13 protein-coding genes and 2 pseudogenes are annotated in these 17,775 nt (G+C 54.1%); 9 read left to right on the forward strand and 6 right to left on the reverse strand.

Features of this window, described 5'->3' with window-relative positions; genetic code table 11:
• Positions 1-6 precede the first annotated feature (6 nt).
• The gene (locus HEP89_RS19790; protein WP_168692885.1) at positions 7-5,460 is read left to right on the forward strand and encodes a hypothetical protein; all 5,454 of its coding nucleotides are present in this window, start codon (positions 7-9) and stop codon (positions 5,458-5,460) included.
• Positions 5,461-5,582: 122 nt separating this feature from the next.
• On the opposite strand, the pseudogene HEP89_RS19795 reads toward HEP89_RS19790, so the two are convergent.
• Positions 5,583-5,867 (reverse strand): annotated as a pseudogene (locus tag HEP89_RS19795) (transposase); the annotation flags it as partial.
• Between the two features lie 154 nt (positions 5,868-6,021).
• On the opposite strand from HEP89_RS19795, the gene HEP89_RS19800 reads away from it, so the two are divergent.
• From HEP89_RS19800 to HEP89_RS19810, 6 genes and pseudogenes are all read left to right on the forward strand, one after another.
• A complete protein-coding gene (locus HEP89_RS19800) occupies positions 6,022-6,954 on the forward strand; it encodes a hypothetical protein (RefSeq protein WP_168692889.1) in 933 nt (310 codons plus the stop codon).
• A 364-nt stretch (positions 6,955-7,318) separates the two neighbouring features.
• Positions 7,319-7,447 carry a hypothetical protein gene (locus tag HEP89_RS29905; RefSeq protein WP_286201059.1) on the forward strand — a complete coding sequence of 43 codons (129 nt, stop codon included), beginning with the start codon at positions 7,319-7,321 and terminating at the stop codon, positions 7,445-7,447.
• Between the two features lie 93 nt (positions 7,448-7,540).
• Positions 7,541-7,687 carry a hypothetical protein gene (locus HEP89_RS29675; protein ID WP_197923255.1) on the forward strand — a complete coding sequence of 49 codons (147 nt, stop codon included), beginning with the start codon at positions 7,541-7,543 and terminating at the stop codon, positions 7,685-7,687.
• 374 nt (positions 7,688-8,061) lie between these two features.
• Positions 8,062-8,178, forward strand: a pseudogene (locus HEP89_RS29985) (transposase); the annotation flags it as partial.
• A 12-nt stretch (positions 8,179-8,190) separates the two neighbouring features.
• Positions 8,191-8,424 carry a hypothetical protein gene (locus HEP89_RS29910; protein ID WP_286201060.1) on the forward strand — a complete coding sequence of 78 codons (234 nt, stop codon included), beginning with the start codon at positions 8,191-8,193 and terminating at the stop codon, positions 8,422-8,424.
• A 117-nt stretch (positions 8,425-8,541) separates the two neighbouring features.
• A complete protein-coding gene (locus HEP89_RS19810) occupies positions 8,542-8,811 on the forward strand; it encodes a hypothetical protein (protein ID WP_168692891.1) in 270 nt (89 codons plus the stop codon).
• Positions 8,812-10,028: 1,217 nt separating this feature from the next.
• Here the strand turns inward: HEP89_RS19810 and HEP89_RS19815 are convergent.
• Positions 10,029-10,244, reverse strand: a complete 216-nt coding sequence (locus tag HEP89_RS19815; RefSeq protein ID WP_168692892.1) for a helix-turn-helix transcriptional regulator — start codon at positions 10,242-10,244, stop codon at positions 10,029-10,031.
• Between the two features lie 148 nt (positions 10,245-10,392).
• Between HEP89_RS19815 and HEP89_RS19820 the strand changes: the two genes are divergently transcribed.
• Together HEP89_RS19820 and HEP89_RS19825 are read left to right on the forward strand one after the other, a co-directional pair.
• The gene (locus HEP89_RS19820; protein WP_168692893.1) at positions 10,393-10,662 is read left to right on the forward strand and encodes a hypothetical protein; all 270 of its coding nucleotides are present in this window, start codon (positions 10,393-10,395) and stop codon (positions 10,660-10,662) included.
• 252 nt (positions 10,663-10,914) lie between these two features.
• Positions 10,915-11,061, forward strand: a complete 147-nt coding sequence (locus tag HEP89_RS19825) for a hypothetical protein (RefSeq protein ID WP_168692894.1) — start codon at positions 10,915-10,917, stop codon at positions 11,059-11,061.
• Positions 11,062-11,220: 159 nt separating this feature from the next.
• Here the strand turns inward: HEP89_RS19825 and HEP89_RS19830 are convergent, their stop codons facing one another.
• From HEP89_RS19830 to HEP89_RS19845, 4 genes are all read right to left on the reverse strand, one after another.
• Entirely contained in the window at positions 11,221-11,715 is a 495-nt protein-coding gene (locus HEP89_RS19830; protein ID WP_168692895.1) for a hypothetical protein, read from the reverse strand.
• Between the two features lie 39 nt (positions 11,716-11,754).
• Positions 11,755-15,159 carry an AAA family ATPase gene (locus HEP89_RS19835; protein WP_168692896.1) on the reverse strand — a complete coding sequence of 1,135 codons (3,405 nt, stop codon included), beginning with the start codon at positions 15,157-15,159 and terminating at the stop codon, positions 11,755-11,757.
• Entirely contained in the window at positions 15,156-16,334 is a 1,179-nt protein-coding gene (locus HEP89_RS19840) for a DNA repair exonuclease (protein ID WP_286201061.1), read from the reverse strand. The genes HEP89_RS19835 and HEP89_RS19840 overlap by 4 nt, the downstream gene beginning before the upstream one ends.
• A gap of 186 nt (positions 16,335-16,520) precedes the next feature.
• Complete coding sequence (locus HEP89_RS19845) at positions 16,521-17,657, reverse strand: hypothetical protein (RefSeq protein WP_168692897.1); 1,137 nt, start codon at positions 17,655-17,657, stop codon at positions 16,521-16,523.
• Between the last annotated feature and the right edge of the window lie 118 nt (positions 17,658-17,775).

The raw sequence follows: 17,775 nt of genomic DNA on the forward strand, positions 1-17,775 counted from the left end.
CCTGAGGTGAAACAGGAAAGCACGCTGACATTGGAATCGTGGCCGGCGCAGCTGGATACTTGTCTCGACGCCGACAGCGGCGGCATAGAACTCAACATCCTGCCTCTTCCCTTGCAGTCGCCCGACGAGGCCTTGAAACGGCCGCAGGAGCTGGAAGCGTCGGGCGTCAACATCTTTCCTTTGAAGAACTGGGTCGCCCGGCCGGCCAGGGAAAACGAGCTGACGGAAATCACCAAGCTTTGGGCATATGTGATGCCCGCGGAAGCAGGAGATGATTTTGGGGATCTCTACGGTCAGCTGCGTAGCCTGCGATCATCAACGCTTGTCACAAATGACGATAACGACATCAAGCGTATTCTGCCTTCTGTCGCAGGCCAGATCGCTCTTCTCTCCCAATTAGAACGAGCCATGGCGCAAATGGCCGGCCTGCTTGGGCCGACAGAGGAGAACAAACTTCTGCTGGCGGCAATGGAGATCGCTCTAAAGGAACTTGAGAAACTCGAACAGGTTAAAGACCCAGACGGGAAACCGTTCAAAATGCCTAGCCTCAATGATTGGCAGAACAGTGACACGGAGGCTAAATTCTCCGCTGTGATATCGCATCTCAAGGCCAAGGCGGCAGCTCAATTATGCCAAACAGAAACAGAGCGCGATACGGTAAACGGCCTTGCGCTTGGTGAGGCGATTGCCGGCGGCACCAATTTGAAAGCCTGTATCGAGAAGTTGAAGGAGGGGGCCGTGGGCGCCTCTTGCGCGCCCGACTACATCCTGACTGGGTTTAAAACAATCCTACAACAGCTCTTTTGCCTTTACTATAGGAACTTGCATGCGCGGGCTATGGGAAACCGGGAATTCGAGCAACTCAAAAAAACTTGGAATGAGGATAAGAACGAGCGCGACGGGGCAGATACAGACTTTTCGGAGCCGCCACCTCCGAGTTCAACCCAGGTGACAGCGCCAAAGCGTTCCACCAGCTATGATCCGCATGCAACAGAAGATCAGGAGCTTAGAAAACTGCGTCTCGTCACCGCACGATTCCAGGAGTTGCAAGAAAATACGGAATTTGCCCGTCTGTTTCGGCTTGTGGCGGATTACGAACTAAATCCGACCGCGATCAGCTTTCTGCGCACAAACGCCATCCATACCGATCCTCTTATGCGGAAAACGTGCTACTTTTATGTGCGCGTGACACAAGGTACACAGAGCAAGCATTCCTGGCTGGATGAAGAAGAAAGCTATTGGTCGCTAGCTAAGGCCAGCTTTTCTCAAATTGGTGAACTGATTGCGTTTGTTCCCACCACATTCGAAGAAGTTATACAATGCTTTACATGTGAGGCCGGTTCTTCATCCATTGAAATTCTGCCCCGTTTTGATGGGGTTCGACTTCTGGCGTCCAAACCGGATGGTCGGAAAATCGGTGCCGAACTGACGTCGGTGAATCCACGTGATGCCTCCCAGGATTTAGATAATCGTATTTCGGCGATGCTGAGTGCCGCACAGGCAGCTAGTGGCACAACCTCTGAGGAACGCGCCCAGAACGCTTCAGCGATATTCAAAATCGGTCGTCAGGAGGACGAGCCTTATCCTGTGGCGAGCCCAAAAAGCCGTGCAATCCGTTTGCTTGATTATCATCGTTTTGACCGCACCTGCCGTGCGCTGGGCATGGCTGACAACGGTAATGGAGAGAATCGTGCGCTTGATGCGGACGATCTGTCTCTGGGCGTTTTGTTCGATGTTGCCCTTCAGCCGCCCGGAGAACGCCAGCGCGAACAACGCGAGTGGCGCCCAGCAAGCGCGGCTTTGATTAGGTACCAGATTCCTAAAATGGTCAGTATGAACATCGACCTTGATATCGAGGGCGCGATTGACAGGTTTTTCCGAGGCGGCGAACGGCGCCGCTATCAGCGTGCCACTGCTGCTTTTCTCGATCAGGTTAAGGAGGAGGACAATGGTTACGCAGCGGTCTCCGACGAAGTTGCCTTCGAGCTGACGGATGAACAGTATGGAACTGATGTCGCGGTCGGCAGCTGCAATACAGTCGAAGGAAATCGCGGTGCAAAACCCCAAATTTACACTGCAAAGATTGACCGGCGCGTGATGCTTGATATCGACCGCAGTTACTTCGAGCTCGAAAACGAACAGGAAAAGCCTTGGCCACTGCGATTTGGGTTTGGCGTGCAGATGGCAGACAGGGACATCTTTCTTGGTGGTGGCAGCATCAACGACGACACCGCCGCAGATTTGCGCGACATTCTGCCTGCGGCATCTGTTCCACGCTGCGAGGATCCTCAGTCGCTCAAGCGAAGCGGTCATCCGTTTGTCAGAACTGAAAAGATTACGCGGCCACAGGTGCTTTTGGATGGCGCTGGCAGAAGCAACAAGGAGACTCGCAAGAACAGTTTCTATTACCGGCGCTTTCCTCCGAGCGGAACCGCCGAAGTTACGCTTCGCTCGAAATTGGACGAGAAAGACGGAACCTACCAAGCCGCCGATATTGTCGATGACGAGCGCTTGGTAATTCTTCCTGGTGCAGTTGATCTGGAAATTGCGCATTTGCATGGTGTCTGGGACGCGTCGTTGTCGGACCTGAGAAAGCAGAACATCAAGGTACCTCCTGGCGCTCTGCGCACTCGCGCAAGACGCAGCCGGAAAACCGGAGGCTGGCCTACTCTTGATTCGACTTATGAGACATTTCCAGAAGGCCGGATTTTGCGTGAGCGGAAGATTGTCTTTAAAGATCAGCCGGCTAAGAGTGATCACGCTACAGTGCCTCTGGGATCCCATTTGTCGGCAGCCGCAGGCGACGGAATTTACCTTAAAGGCCTACAGGACAAGGGTGTTCCTGACTATTACCCGGACCCTTTGCACCAGAGTTACGTCCTTAGGTTTCGTCGACTAGGTACACGAAAAGCTTGGGTTGGAAAGAGCCTGGTGATTGAAGCACGCGGCGAGGATCCGGGTGACATCGAACCCTTTCCAATTCGGATGCGGATCCGGCGTGGTGATAAGGGCTCAGCGCTGCGAATGCGTAACGTTAGGCCCGCAACCACCGGAGAGCCGGAACACATTGTTGAAGTGGAGGTTCCTCCGGGGTTATCATTGGAACTTTTGATCTGGCCATTGCCAGACAAAGGCACCCTATCGCTTGTGCATGAGGTTGTGCACCTGAATGCTACCCTTGCGGTCCGTATGGCCGCCGAAGGCTGCACAGGGCCAGGGACACTCCCGGCGCGTTTGAAGCCATTTGGGCCGTTGGCCGAAATGATGAATTGCGGCACAGATTTTAGTCCATGTGCAACACAAAAAGAGGCCGGACTTGCTGGGCAGTGCAATCCTACGCCGGAGCAACTCTGGTCGATCGGCTGTTATCTTCACAATAGATTGAAAAACGAACCTGTTGACGAATTGGTCGGGCATTCGTCCGTGAAGATTCACCACGCAGTTGATATTCCCGTCATAACACCACAGCCGGTCCAACCTGCCGACTGGGGACTTGACACAGAACCGGAAGGACCTTTGATCGCACGCCGCAGTCTCGGTCGCGATATTGACGATGGAGCACCTGCGCTGGTGTCTCAACCCGGTAATGTCCCGTCCTGGTTTTTCAATGAGACAGAGCGCGGTGGTAACGCATTCGCAATTCGCGATGGTACTGATGTCGATCTGGCGGGATATCTAAAAATTGACCCAGCCAGCACCGGTGCTGTCGAGATACTTGCAGAAGTTGTATCCCCGGTTTCAGAGAGGATCGACAATAAGCGCGGGCGTGGTCTGACACGGATCCGGACCGGAGATTATTATCAAGAGGAACCCAACGTTAGTGCTCAAAGCGTTTATGGATTCCGGCTCAGAACGGATAACCGCGTTGATCTGCAAAAACACGAAGTGACGCTGGCACGGTTCGAGGATATTCCGGAATTTGTCCATCGTTTTGGCAAAGCCGCTGGCGAAAGCACGGATGAGGCCGACGCCGATTTGAATCGCGGATGGGCGCCCCCCGTCGCGTATCTTTCCTTGCATACACTTTTCGGTCTAGCCAGTAATGCAACAGACGGTGACTCTGAGGACGGGCAGCAGACAACGGTTGATGGAGTCCGGCCGGATGTTATGCCAATACTAGCGCATATGCAGAGCCGGATCCTGAAACTGCGGTTCAGGGCGATTTCGCGTCATGGGCCTCGTCTGACGCGGGTCGCCAGATTACAGAACACCGACTTTGTGCCTCCAGAGCCGCTCGCTTCGCTGGGTCAGGGGGCCGTTACGAAGGCGGTCGACAGCCACTTGGTGGTTTTGGCCGCGTCGCGGCGCCCGGCCATGCCGACATCCTTCGCCAAGGCCAGGCCAACACTTTTGCCTGAGAGCCGGGCAGGAGACCCGAGCCGTGGATGGATGTCGAGCCGCCGACATGCTAGGGTGCGCATTTCTCTTGCACGCCCATGGTTCAGCTCAGGCGACACCGAACGTCTTGGCATCATACTTTCGCCACGGCCGTCCACTTTTCGCGCGGATGGCAGCTATCAGCGCGATCGTGACGCGTTACTAACCGTTCCGGAAATGCGTCACCGCATGAAAGAACGGTTTATCAACCCAAGACATCTGCCAGCGCCATTGATCCACCGATTGTCTCAATATTGTCCACGCGGCGATAGGCCCGAGCCTTGGACAGAGGATCTAGAGAAACGATTGAAGTTTTACCCGCTGCCGCTCCAGATGTTTGCCGATGCGAACTTTTCGGCGGACGGCAGTTACCTAAGTGGAAACCGAAATGATGTTGGCTATGTTGTCTCGGCACAACTGCCGATCTATCCTGATCTACCGCAGCCTGTCTCCATGAAGGCTGACGCAAAGAATGAGTCTAGAACACCGCCACAACTTTATTTTCCAGTTGATCTCTTGACTTATGAACCCCGCTTCGACACGGCGCGTGAGTGTTGGTATGTCGATGTAGACGTGGCTCCCCATCACACCCTGTTTCCCTATTTCCAACTCGGCCTGGTGCGTTTCAATCCGCACGCGCCGCGGGATCTTGCGGTATCCCAGGCGCCGGAAGCGGTGCTCTGCCCTGTGTTGCCGACAAGATGGACAAGTATCAAGCTGGACCGCGAACAACGCCAGATCCACGTCAAAGTCAATGGGCCCATGCAGCCGCCAAGGACGCAACCCCGGGTCGAAACCAAAGTTTCGGCCATCATTCGACTTCATGGGGGTAGCCAAGGATCGGCGAATTATCAGTTCCGCGATTTGGTGGAGCAACTAAATGTAACTGAATTCGGTGCTGAAGGGAGTATTCAAATCCCTGAGACATTTGCGCAGCAGGAAAAGTTTACAGTTTTGGTTGAAGAAAGAGAAAAGAGGCTTCGTTCAGAATTCGAAGTTGAACCAGCTAGTCCCGAAGAAGCGAATAGTACTTGGTCAGAAGAAGGTCCAGTTACTTACATAACTCACTTTGTTATCCGTTAAATTACATTCTATACGTTGTTGGGCAGCCAAAGTGCCCTGCACTGGGATCGAAATTGGATCGCCGTAGGTTGGAGTTATCCGGCTTCTTTCACGGTAACGGGCTGGGATTGCCACCGGGATTATGCGGACGCTTTGAGCAAGATTTCGTTCACCTGACGAAGCTCACGATTCTCCCTCTCTAGGGCCTTTGTCTTCTCGGCCATCTCCGTCGGAATACCGGCCCGAGCACCATTATTAACCTCGGATTTCTTGACCCATTCGTTTAGCGTTTGCGCCGAGAAGCCGATCTTTGCTGCTATCGATACGATCAGCTGCCGGCGAGGCCCGCGCTGGCCTTCATTGTCCAGCGCAAGGCGAACTGCCCGTTCGCGAATATCAGGCGAAAGATTGTTCGTCGTTTTGCTCATGGTGCTCCATCCTACCCAGGAATTGGAACCTCCGGCAAACCCGGTGCAGTTTACCTTCACCAGATCAAATCGAAAATTGAAACTAATAATACCGATTTTGCCCTGCGCTCAGTCCCACCTTCGCTCCAATGGATCTACGAAGTCAGCGTTTCCCATGCTAAACAGCTTCCAACAACTTGTTAGTTTGATTTTTAGTGATATAATTTTAAAGTTGAAACTTTCACTTTTGGGATTTGGAAAAATGATGATAGACCGTCGCCGATTCACCCAAATAGCCGCAACCTCAAGCGTACTCTCAACAACAGGTCTAATCCAGTCGGCTTTCTCTGCAGAAGAGAGTTTTGCATGGGTTGGTAGTGACAACCTGGGGGGCAACATAGCCAGCACCGGGGACATCGACGGCATGATTGCAGAGCTCAACCAAACTCGAGCACAAATTCAGTTAGCCAACGACAATGCTTTGAATACGCTAAGTAGTACTATCTACGATGGTGCAGTTGAAGCGAAAACCAAAACAGTGGAATTGGCAGCAATAGACCTAAAGCAAGCAAACTCCGACAAATTGATTTCTACCGTTGGCTTAGCCATATCTGGTGTTAGCCTTGGTCTTTTGTTCGTAACCGCAGCTCCAGTTTGGGTCATCGTAGGTGCAGGCTTGGTGATCAGTGCGACCGTGCCTTTTGCTTTGTCATTGGGCGCAGCGTCCAAATCCCAAAACTTGAGCGATGGCGTCGCGGTTGTTAGCAGCTTTAGTGCAGGTCGTATGAGTCTTATTGCGTCGGGCGAAGCAGTTTCGACAGCTGCAAAGTTTAGTGGCCGTGTTTTTGGAGCTTTTGCTTTCTGCATTGACCTCGTCCTTGCCATTCGCGCGTGGCACAACGTCAACAGAATACGCGATCAGATCACGCTATTAGAAAACGAAACCGCTGCGCTAGAAGCAGAGGCTAGTCGTATGAAATCTGACCCTAACTACTTTCGCCAGACGCGCCTGACCCAGATCGACGAAACGATCTCTGGCTTGATGTACCTCAAAGAACTGACATCTATTCCAAGACCAACTACTCCGGGATCAATCATACTTCCCTGAATGGTATTCTTCACAGAGCTCAATTTGTACTGTGGGCCCCTTGGGTCCATCACTTATTTGGGGAGCCCTTCTATTTCATGCTCTGAGACCCAACCTTGAATCGCCGGAGGTTGGAGTTTTCCGGCTTCTTTCACGGTGATGGGCTGAGGATGCCACCGTGATTATGCAGTGCAATCGGGACGTTGTATCCGATCGCTGAATGAGGCCGATCCTCATTGTAGATCCTATGCAGCTTGTTCGTGGGAGCCGATTGCCCGATTTTTAAGGAGTTCAAACCGAGAAGGATCAATGTGCAGACGCAAGACCATGACTAGCGTAGTGCTTCGGCTGACTGCTATGTCGCGTTGGAACTCAGCCACAGCAAATGGCTGCTCAGCACCCTCCTGCCGGGCAGGAGAAGGTGCTGACTGTGACCGTCTCGGGTGGCGGCGGGGACGGGTTCCTCGCAGCGCTCGCCAGTATTTTCGACAAGGCGGCCCGCAGGGGGATCTGAGTGTTTGGCCGCGTGTGTGCTTTGAAGCAGGCTACGACGGGTTCTGGCTGGCGCGGTTTCTGACCGATCGCGGAATCGATGTGACGGTGCTGGATGCGTCGAGCTTTCTTTTGTCGCCGTGGCCGGAGGGTGAAGACCGACCGGATCGACGTCGAGGCGATGGTCTTCACGCTGAAGGCGATCCATCTCGGCAACAAGTCAGTCTGCCGCGCCGTGCGCGTACAGAGCCCGGAAGAGTAGGATGGCGAAGCGGATTTCCCGGGGGCTCGTGCAACTGTCCAAGGAGCGCACTCGCATTGTCAATCGCATCCACGGGCTCCTGAACCTGTACGGGATCCGCAGCGTGCAGGGGCTTCACGGCGCCGACTGGCGGGCATGGCTTGACAGGGTCAGGACAGTGACGGTTGGACCCTCGGCAGCCATCTCGTGCGGAAACTTGGGCGGCAGTTCGAGCGTCTCCACCTGGTGATCGCACAACTGAGAGCGCTGGACACCGAACGCGCGGCAATCGCCGAACAGCCTGACCGAATGCTCTGTGACCAGAAGATCGACATGCTGAGGCGGCTGCGTAGTGTCGGGGAAGGTGGTGCGTCGACCTTGGTCGCGGAAGTCTTCTGCCGCGCTTCGAGAACCGAAGGCATCTCGCCTCCTACTTTGGCCTCGCTCCGAGCCATTACGCTAGCGGTGATCTCTCACGCGATCAGAGCATTGGCAAAACATGCAACAAGCCGGCGCGGGTGACGATGGTTGAACTTGCATGGTGCTGGCTCCGATACCAGCCGCAGAGCCAGCTCGCACTGTGGTATCGTCGGCGGTTCGCCGGGCAGTCCGGACGGTCTGGCAAAGTGGGCATCGTCGCACTGGCGCTGAAGCTGGCCATCGCGCTTTGGCGGTTCGTCGAAGACGGCCTTGTGCCAACCAGTGCCAGGTTGGAGACCGAATATTTCAGAATTCGGCCACCGTCGGGCGACCGGTAGCTAATCAGGCCGCGCAGCCATACTGAACGGTTTGAGTTTGCCGATGGGACAACACTCTCCGATATCAATCGTCAACGAGACGGCACGCTCGCGCTCACTGGCACTCCTGGCAGCGACTTGACCCGAGGTACATCCAGCGTAGAAATCCTCACCGGTGGCGCAGGGGTTGATGCCTTCGTCTTAGCAGACGAACTTGGCACCGACCGCGACACGGGCATCGCCGACGGAACGGATCGTATCCAAATTGAGAGCGGAGCGGACAGTTTCGCGGATCTTGCAATAAAGCTTCTTGGCGACGACGCATTGATCCATTTCTACGGCACGACCATCAGACTTAAGGGCGTCCAGATTTCCACGCTGGACCAGAGCGATTTTCTATTTAGCTAAGAACACAACAAATCGGCGTTTTTTGCGCTGACTTATCTACTTGCTTTCTAGAACCGTGCGCAGTGATTTTTTCTTTTCTCTGGCGGCCCGTCGCACGCCAATTTCTCGTGAGAGTAATTGTCCGATCCGAAAAAATTCCCGACGAACGTATTTCGTCGGCATACAGTTCGTCCTTCACCTGTCGAATTGCATCATTACAATCTTTAGCCTGTTGCTCGGAACGTGCGCCAAATTACGCAAACGTGGAGAGCATCAGGCAAGGGGTTTAGCCCTATTTGTGAAACGACGAATGGCATCTGCAAAAAGACCGTTTCTCCAGACCTGCAGCAGGAGTTGACGGGCTTGAGGTTTTCTGAATGCGCCACAAATTCTGATGACAGTTCAAAGGGTTACCTCGAGAAGCCTGCACACCGAGCATTTGGTCAGGTGCAAGTGAAACCCTATGTGCAAACTGACATGGGGAGGGGGCTTGCACAGGTTCCTTTTATCTTGCCCTCCTAAATACATGACTATCCCATTGACTTTTCATGGTTCATCCTTCCTCATTCTGGATCGCTCACGCAGCCGTTTTCCCTCTCCAATGCCAAAGTAGGGCTCTCTTTTCGGCCGGTTTGGGCTGTGCGGTCGGACGGTTTACGCGCTATTCCGAGCTCGATGAAAAACCCATTTCCAGACTGGTTTTGGCCGGCCGACGCTCTTCATCAGATGAACGAAATAGGGCAGTCCAAGCGCTACGCGTGCTCAAATTGCGATGGCGTCGCAACGGATTTCAGGCGCATGCAAGATATCGAAGTACCCTGTTTCTTGGCCAGCCAGGGCATTCCCTGCGCGAGGAATTGATCAATTCTCCATCGCTTTTTCGTCGGAATTTACGCCGGATCGATGATCATTGTGATCGTTTTGCGTGGCCGAAAATCGTCCTCCGATCAGGTTATCTTGGGTCTCAACCTAAGCCAGTTTGAGCTTCAAAAACCGGCAATTGGTGGAAAGCAATCGCAGCTGTTTTCGGGTGACGGCCGACCAAATTGAGGACTAAGTAGGTCACCAAGCGCGCGCAGATCTGTACTTCGCAATGATGTTTTTTCGAGGCGTGTCCGGACTGATCCGTACGGTGGTTTGATCCCCAAGACAGGGCGAGGGGACACAAACCACCTCAAACCGTCATTGCCGTTATATGTCTCACGCAAAGATTGGGATGAGGAATGCTGGTTTTTGGCTTACCGCTTCGGGCGCTTTATCAACTCGCATGGATCGACTTTGAGTGCATCAGCAAGTCTGCCCAAAACTGAAACGCTTGCCGAGACTCGGGCGCGTTCTATCGAGCCCAGGTAGCGCATGCTGACGTCAGCACGCGCTGCGAGTTCCTCTTGCGTCAAATTTTGATCATGGCGCAATCGACGCATGTTTATCGCCATAACCTCATTGAGGTCCATTGCGACATGAGGATCAAAAGTGGAACTATCGTTCTAGGAACGATAGTTCCTATTCGCTATAGTGCTCATGGTTTGACACTCGGTTTGGCCAGGAGCCGGCTGGATTGCCGAGCCGAGGGTCATTCTTTTGCTTGAAAGCAGGTGCGTGATGAGCAAGGAAATTCAGGAAGATGTGCCCTGGTCGGAGAGCATCACCCAATATGACCTGGAACATTTTTCGCTTTTCATGAATCTGTTGAGCGTGTCTTCGGACGGCGCAAACGAACTGGAAATAGCACAGTCGATATTTGAACTTGATCTGGACGGTGATCCAGAGATTGCACGAAAGATGGTTCGTAGCCACCTTGATCGCGCGAATTGGATACTCCTCGAAGGGTACAAAGAACTCTTCACTGTTCAGTTGGAAATGGATCGCTGACTTGCTGCAACTGCCTAGCTGGGGAATAAATTTTGAAAACTTGTGAAATCGTCAGCGCCTACGATTGATATCGACTGTTACGAGTTGGCGCTGGTGACCATAGATTTTTTTACGTTGATTGAAGCCCATTCCTTTTAGATGCCCCGCTCAATAAGTGACCGCTTTGCGCCCCCATTTCAGTCGTTTGAGGGGTCAGGGAAGGGCACCAAAAGCGGACAGTCCCCATGTAAGCCAATGGAATTTGAAAACGATGTGGGATTAGCTAAACTCGGCGTCCACGAAACCGACAGCAGGCCAAACCTTGCGTTCTACATCGACTACGAACGGCTTAGTCTCGACGTGGTGCTAGGTGGCGACATCACCGAACTTGAGCACAATTTAATCCTGATCGGAGGGTGACACGTTGCGTGTCACTTTCCAATGATGCTGGCTGGACCGTCCATTGTTCAGCTCAAGGATTGGGGCTCGTTCCAAGTTCTTGTTTACCGGGAAGGTCGAAGCGCATTGGCCCACATTCAGAAACGGAAGTAGAACGAGATGTCCGGGTTTGCTCTTCAGTCATCTGTTTGCCTTCAAGATAGCGCCCCACCATGTCGGGAAAGCCGTCCAGCTCCAAGACGTACTCCTCAATGCTGAATCAATTCCTTGAAACATAGGCGCTTCAACCAAGCTCCCCATCAAATAGTACATTGCATCAAGACAGGCACTGATATCGGCATCGTCGATAATCTTTGCCCGTGCGATTGCTCCTTCTGCCTGGACAAGCGCAATGCGAATCTCTGGCGCGATGTCATCCCCCGGTTTGACAAGAAACCGACCTTCGGAATCGCGATTTCCGCTGTAGTGTTCGTTCACTTGGGCAAGAAAATTGTAAACGTCTTCATGAGCTTGAAGTGCGAGCCCTGATATCAGCGTGCGCTTTGTCAATGCAGCGCCTGAGTAGAAGAACATGGCGCTCAACAACAGCGAGAAAATCGCGGCAGCGCCTCCGACAATCGTCCAGGTCTTTGCCGACAACCAAAGCGGTCCAAATTTTTTGAAGAGCTGTTTCATAGTCATCAGACTTCAGGTGAAAGAGTGAACAGCGGGATGCTAATGCGGCATCTCCACGACGGAAACACCCGGAATGCTCTTACGAGCCAGTTCCACCAAGTGCGCATGGTGCGTGAAAATGATTGCCTGACCGCTCCGTCCGATCTCCGCGCAGAGATTCAATGCGGCAGACGCGCGGGTATCGTCGAAGGTTTCCATAATATCATCGAGAACCATGGGGAGGGGGCCCGGCTCACGCGCGAAGCTGCGGTAACCGGCCAGGCGCAGGGCAAAATATAATTGGCCCATGGTTCCGGTGGACATGTTTTCGACCTTCACGGGGACGCCGCCGGGTTTGATGCCGACCAGCTTTTCGCCCTCGGCTTCACTCCAGACAACGACTTTTTCCCATTCCTTGGATGTCATGGTGACAAAAGCTTCTTCCACGTCTTTCAGCATTGCGCTGCTTCGTTCGGCAGCCAGGCGCTTCAGGGCACCCCGCGCAGCCAGTATCCCGAGCCTTGCGACAGCCGCCTGCCTTGCACCGTTTCGCAACTCTTCGAGGATCGTGGCCTGTTCGGTGATCAGATCGCTGTTGTCAGCGGCATGAAAAGCTTCCTCGTAGAGACGTTCTTTTTCGTTCATTTCCTTCAAAGCGGCATCTCGTAACGTTTGCGCATCGTCAAGTTCTTGCTGCAGTTCCGCTTCTCGCGTTACATCGGGCAATCGCGACAACTCTTCGTCGAAGAGCGTACGATCCACGCCGTCGCGCGCCTGATGACGGCTCGTGTCCGCACTGGCCCGATCTTCGCGCAACTCGTCGCGCTCGGCCAGAGTCACCACGCGCTCCGTTGGTGAAAGACCCTCACCGCCTTGCCCTTCAAACAGGTTTTCCAGCTGGGTTTGCGCTTCGTCGCGGGCAGCTATCGCACGCTTTTGGCCTGTGACTTCCTTGTCGAGAAGCTCTTCTTCTCGTTTTTTCACACGATCCGCTTCAGCGGCTTTGGTTACACGCGCACGAGCGCGAGTGATGACGGGGAGGGGATCGTCCTTCGGATTGAAAGTCTCCCCGAGGATCTCCGACAATCGTGCGGCGCTCTTTGCCAGGGTGGCAACGGCGCGTTCGAGGGCTTCAACACGCCCCGCCAGGTTCTTGTGATTGCTGTGAACCTGTTGCAGCGTGCGCAGCTGCGGCAGCACTGTCTTTACGCCGGTGGCCGAGCGATGAGGAAGAGACAACGCCGAGGTCAGCGTTTCCAGTCGGTTCAAGGCTGCCTGATGATCTTTCTCGGCTTGGGTTTCGGCTTTTTCGTAGTCGGCAATGCTGCGTTCTCCACGACGCCAGTTCTCCCATGTCTGACGGACGTTCTCTTGAAGTGTGAGAGCCTTGCCGACTCGCTCAGGAAGGTCACTTTCTTCACCTTCGATGTCGACAAGGCGGGCTGCCGCGAGCAGATCGTTAAAGGCTGTCTTGCGGCGCTTGGTGCGCTCTTCCAAGGCATTCTCCGCAATCGTGACATCTGTTGCGATCTCAGCCGCTGCCGTCAGGTCGATCAGTCTCGCAGCAAACGCAGCCGGCCCCGTATCGGCGGGAAAGCCCAGGGCCGTCGCGAGTGAGCCGACCCGCTTGGTCAAGGCGTCGTGTTTTCCGGTGAGTGCTTCAAGTTTGTCTTTTGCCGTGTCACGTGCGGCTTTTGCGGTGCTTTCCTGTGCGCGCGAGTTCGCAAGCTGTTTTCGCGTCTCCGTGCCCATCAGATAACTCGTTCGGGCGCCATCATCAGCATACATGGCCTCCTCAAAACGCTCTGCGGTTTCGTCGGAGAGACTGCCACGATGGGATTGCCAGGCTGTATCACGCTGACGACGGGTTTTTTCTGTCGTTGCCGCGTCAATCGAATCCGGTGCGGTTTCGTCGGCTTCGCGTTTCGCGCGCGCAGCCTTGTAGTCCGCTTCGCGACCTTCCAAATCTTCGGTGGCGGAAGCGATGTTGGCAGTCAGGGTGTTCCATTCCCTGAGGACCTCCTCGATACCTTCACGGGCAGGCAGACCGTTCTCGATAAGTGTCTGCCAGGAAGCAGGCAAACCCGACACTGCTTTGGCTAGCCGGACGCGTTCCGATGCGAGGTTGTGTTCAAGACCTGACACGTCGGAAACTTTCTGCCATGCGTCAAACGCGATCTGCAGGTGAGACAGGTCCTTCGGTTCGGTTGGAGCATCCCCCAACTGATCACGTGCGGTCTTCAATACGTTTGATGCAGCTCGCAGCTCGCCTTCCGTGGTCTGACACGCCTGCACCGCATCTGCGAGCGTTTCCAGTTCTTCGGTCGTCAGGACCAAGGCCTCTGGAGGCTCGTCACTTACCGCCAACGCTGTCAGAATCTGTTTTATCTGGCGTGCCGCGTCATCGCGCTCACCGGTGCGCTTTTCCAGATCCGATCTGGCCGTATCCGCTCGCGAGGTGAGGGAAGCTCCATCGATCCTGATTTGATCCAGCTCTGTGAGTTCTGCTTCGAGATGACCGGCAGCCGGGTCAGCCTCGTTTTCTGAAATGACCGCTTCATGGCGTGCAATTCTGTCATCGGCGCTTGCGATACTCTCTGCTTTCTCCGACAGGGTTGTCACGAGTGTGGCGACTTGCCCATCCGTGCCCTTCTTCAAACTCGGACCTTCCGGAAAACCGGCAAGAAATTCGTCGATTTTCCGAATTTCTTCCGATTTGTCGTACCAGGTCTGCGCCGCACTTCCCGCTGCCTGTCGTTTTCGGGCCCGCGTGAGGTCGGTGTCCGCCTGTTCGAACGCCTTTTGAGCCGTCTCTTTGTCTTTCCGAAGGGCACGCTCCCGATCCGGCGTGAGGCGTTCTGTTCGCAGTGCCTGATGGATCACTTTCAGGCGGTCTTTGCCGGTCTTGAGCGCCGTACCTCGACCGCTCTTCTTATGGAACTTTTCGGCGCGGGCTGTCATGTCTTCCAATGTCGCCGCCATGCTGGTCAGACCCGACACACCTGCATGCAGCAGCTGGCCCAGGTCGCCTTTTGCCTCGGCGATCCGATCACCGCCTTTGCGGAGTCCTTCATCGTTGAGTGAGAACCTTTCGACATAACCCTCCATGGATAGGCCATGGAGCGCACTCGAGAGGATGGCTTCGTCAACCGGGCGGTCCTGGTGATCGAGCAGGGACTGGGTGCGTTTGCCGTTGCGGCGAAGAACCGTCACGCCGCGCCCGGGGATATCCAGCTCCGCTCCGACCAAAAGGTCGTTGCGTTCAAACCTGAAAGCGTACGGGTGGGTCCCCGCCTTCATACCGAAGAGAAGTTCCAGAAACCCGTTGAAGGCCGTGGATTTTCCCGATTCATTCGGTCCGTAGATTATGGTGACATCCGGGGTGCCGTCGGCAGGACGGTGGAGCACGATTTCGGCACCGTCAAAGCGGCCATAGCGAATGAGATCAAGCCGGTTCAGTCTCATTCCGCGGCTCCTGAGTGCAGAGACAGCGTGACTTCAGCGATGGCCTCCTCCAAAAGGTCATCCAAGGGATCTTCAGATAATTCGTCGACAATTTCGCGGGGCAAAGTGTTTCTGAGCTCTTCGAGAATCTCTTCGGCGGCCAGCTGGAAGCCCGGTTCGGTGAGCTCGGCCCGCATCAGCCGCACCAGGTCATCCGCTTTTGCGTCGACCTGCTGTTTGGGGGCAGCCACTTTGACTTTGTCGACATACACGCGCTCGATGTTGTCGAGCAGCTCGTTTGCAAAGGCTGTAAGCATGTCGGCTGTATGATGGCCTGTGGTCACCTGCAGGCGCACCGCTGTGTGGTGTTCGGGATGCTGCGCCCCTTGGAGTGCAGACCGAAGTGTGCTCAAAACCTCCTGAACATCGGAGCATTGACTGAGATCCAGAGCGCATTCGGTAAATCTCAGATGTCCGACGTGATGCCGTTCGATTTTGGGCGTGTCGTCATCGAGCTCGACAATCGCGACGGTGCCGCCGGTACGTTCCCCGAAATGACGTGGCTGCGGAATGCCCGGCATGACAGCGAGAACCGGGCCTGATGTGCGCTCGAACGGCGCATGAATGTGGCCGAGGCACCAAAGGTCATAACCATGTGCCATCAGATCCTGCTCGGAGCAGGGAGCATAGGGATCGTGTGCGGGCGAGCCATCGAGCGACGTGTGCATCAGTCCGACGTTTTTCCGGCCAGTCACCGGTGCGGGGTAGTCGGGCAGGAAGCTCTTTGAGACATGAGCCGCGTCGAACGACAATCCGTGGAACCACACGCCACCGATCTCCACGCTGGGCTCGTTCTTGTGCAGCAGATGAATATTCGGGCCAAGGTCTCCGTGGGCTCTGTGATCGAGAAGGGCATCGTGATTGCCACGGATCAGTATTGTGGGAATACCCGCGTCAGCGGCGCGTGCCAATTGCGAAATCAGAAATGCCCGCGACTTCAGGTCCGGTTGGTCATTATCAAAGATGTCGCCAGCGAGAACCAGAACTTCGACATTTTCCGAAATGGCCAGACCGACAATGCGGATGAACGTGTCCCGACTTGCCTGTTTCAGTTGATCGCCGAGTTCCGGATTACGCATCGCGGCCGAGCGGATCGGCGAACCCAGATGAATGTCGGCTGAAACGAGGACACGCATATAAAATCAGTTATCTCCCAATATCAATTAGCCAGACCAAAGTCCGTTTTTAAAACGATAGGTTGTGAAACCATTTTTGTCCAAGCCGTATGTCAGATTTCTAAGCCGATAAATTGTCAACCCGCTAGTGCTAATGCCGACGAAGCACCCAACCAAACCCACCTCATTAGGCGTGACCTGTTCCACCTAATCAGAAGCGCGTTTCACCTGAACTGCCTGTGGAAAATATGGAGATATTCGGTTTAACTCTGCTTGATCATTCATCAATCTGACGCAAACAAGGTTCTTTTTCGTTCGGGAAGCTGCCACATATAGAAGCTTCCTCGACGCAATATCTCTTTTCGTAGATGGGACCTCATCCGTAAAACAATTTACGAAATCGTATTCCGTCGTCCATCCGTACTCGTCTATTACGAGAAGCACGTTCTCTATCCCGGTCCCTTTCGTCTTGTGCATCGTGGCGAAACTGCCGTCATTTTCCTCATAGTCATAGAAGGACAAGACTTCATCGAAGCGAAGTTCGTCTGAAAACAATGCAGTGAAGAATGCCTTTTGCTTAAGTTCCTTCGTTCGGTCGTCGTATTCGGATTCGATTAGATCCGCATCGAGGTTCTTTTTGGGCGCAGCCTCAATTTCCTTGAGCATCTGCGTTTTTGTTCGGTGACCGCTAGCGTGTAGCGTTTCAAAAGCCGCGAATACAGGATCGGCCTTAAGACGCGTTAACAACTCGTCACGGCGCGTTAAAACAGCTGCGTGGCTTTCTGAAAATTTTATCAACCCGGCCTTTGCGGCGAATTCGACAGCTTTGTAAGCGGAAAGGTCTTCGGCAGTGAATGCGCGTAGCATCTCGTCAAGCTTGGTTTTGTCAGAGACCGAGGAAATCGAAAAACCCCGCTTTCGAAGACCAGTGATCAAGCGATTGTAGGCGCGCCTGTCCCCTGGCAAACTCTGATGAAGTGTCGTTAGATTAACTATTTCATCAAACTGCAATCTATCGAGCGTTTTGCGCATTCGGTCTCGAGGCTCCGAGTACCGATCATCAAATATCTGATAGAGCTGCCCAAATCCCACATCGTTAGCAATCGATTTGTTCGTGAGCTTTAGCTGAACGTAGCCCGGAAAATCTTGGCTTACTCGTGCAACGAGATCATCGAGCGCTTCACGAAACAACGCGGCATTGGATTTCCGATCTGCTGATTTCTCGCCCGTGTCTATTTTTTCTGGAGCAAAATCATACAGCAGGACTACGCTACCTTCTCGGCTCTCAGGGGTTTCAATCGTGCCGTCATCGAGCGTTTTAAGCGCTACTTCTTGGGTAATCATCCCATTTTTGGTGGGTTTTAAAACTGGACTTCAGGCTGCTGTTTTCAGTTTCATTGCAGGCGTTATACCGCCGATGGCCATGTTGGGCCGCTCGTTGTTGTATGTCCATAGCCAGCGT

Source organism: Labrenzia sp. 5N (assembly GCF_012395805.1).
Classification (GTDB): Bacteria; Pseudomonadota; Alphaproteobacteria; order Rhizobiales; family Stappiaceae; genus Roseibium; species Roseibium algicola.

Coding starts and splice junctions, on each gene's coding strand:
- HEP89_RS19845 (WP_168692897.1), bottom strand. CDS start 17,657: ATGATTACCCAAGAAGTAGCGCTTAAAACGCTCGATGACGGCACGATT.
- HEP89_RS19840 (WP_286201061.1), bottom strand. CDS start 16,334: ATGCGTGTCCTCGTTTCAGCCGACATTCATCTGGGTTCGCCGATCCGC.
- HEP89_RS19815 (WP_168692892.1), bottom strand. CDS start 10,244: ATGGACCTCAATGAGGTTATGGCGATAAACATGCGTCGATTGCGCCAT.
- HEP89_RS19830 (WP_168692895.1), bottom strand. CDS start 11,715: ATGAAACAGCTCTTCAAAAAATTTGGACCGCTTTGGTTGTCGGCAAAG.
- HEP89_RS29675 (WP_197923255.1), top strand. CDS start 7,541: ATGCGTCGAGCTTTCTTTTGTCGCCGTGGCCGGAGGGTGAAGACCGAC.
- HEP89_RS19800 (WP_168692889.1), top strand. CDS start 6,022: ATGCTAAACAGCTTCCAACAACTTGTTAGTTTGATTTTTAGTGATATA.
- HEP89_RS19820 (WP_168692893.1), top strand. CDS start 10,393: ATGAGCAAGGAAATTCAGGAAGATGTGCCCTGGTCGGAGAGCATCACC.
- HEP89_RS29905 (WP_286201059.1), top strand. CDS start 7,319: ATGGCTGCTCAGCACCCTCCTGCCGGGCAGGAGAAGGTGCTGACTGTG.
- HEP89_RS19835 (WP_168692896.1), bottom strand. CDS start 15,159: ATGAGACTGAACCGGCTTGATCTCATTCGCTATGGCCGCTTTGACGGT.
- HEP89_RS29910 (WP_286201060.1), top strand. CDS start 8,191: ATGGTTGAACTTGCATGGTGCTGGCTCCGATACCAGCCGCAGAGCCAG.